This is a genomic window from Chloroflexaceae bacterium, assembly GCA_025057155.1.
Lineage (GTDB): Bacteria > Chloroflexota > Chloroflexia > Chloroflexales > Chloroflexaceae > JACAEO01.
The window spans coordinates 1-867 of sequence record JANWYD010000065.1 but is presented as its reverse complement, the minus strand read 5'-3'; the positions used below and the strand labels follow the sequence as shown (position 1 = coordinate 867).

1 protein-coding gene is annotated in these 867 nt (G+C 55.2%); it reads right to left on the bottom strand.

The features are described 5' to 3' along the window. The coding region (locus NZU74_20265; protein ID MCS6883664.1) for a DUF2142 domain-containing protein at positions 1–631 on the bottom strand (631 nt) is incomplete at its 3' end. Between the last annotated feature and the right edge of the window lie 236 nt (positions 632–867).

Sequence of the window (867 nt, the reverse complement as noted above, 5' to 3'; positions counted from 1 at the left end):
TGCGTTTGGTCAGAATGGCGACACTTGCGCCTAGCACTGCTAGCGCCAACCCCGTTGGCCGCCAGCCATCGCGCAAAAGGATGGCAATCCCCAAGAACGCCGCCGCTGCGGCAAAATTCATTAAAACATCGCTATTAAATGCGCTCATGAGATCGACGAAGGCTGGTGTCAATGTCACCATTGCCGCCGGTACGAGCGCCATGCGCGGCTCATTGGGCACGATTGTCTGGGCAGTGCGCCAAACCGCTACCACCGTAAGCATCATCAGTAGCGCACTCACGAGCCGCCCGGCGTAAAGCTGGATTTCGACCGGCAGGTAGCGCAACGGGCCGATGACTCCGGCCATTAATGCGTAGTAGAGTGGCGGGTGGTGGCGCTGGTCTGTAGGAATACCCGGCGGGCGCGGGCTGAGCAGATCGGGTCGCACATCGGGCGGCCAGAACCGGTGGCGATACATCGAGTCGGCCACTTCACGGGCAATCGCCACGTCATCTGACGCGTTGATCCCGCTGCGCACAATATAGGCGGCGTACAAAAAGTGACCCGGCTCGTCGTAGTGCTGCCATGGCGGCACCAGAAAGACATAGATCAGGGAATGCAGGAACACTAATGGCGCTAGCCAGCGCAGCACGCGCCACTCGGTTGCGTGCTGCGCACACGCTCGGTGCAAGTGGGGCGTGAACGATGCAAGTGCTGATCTGACCAATTCTGTGTATACCATGCTTGCAAGAAAGTCGCGCTCCTTCGAGATGAAAACTGGTTTCCGAGATTAGCAAAGAGTTTGAGCTAACAAATGTACAATTATCTTTATTTTGTGCAAAATACTGATGACAAAATTTTTAAATGAATTTTTTCCGCTACAATTTA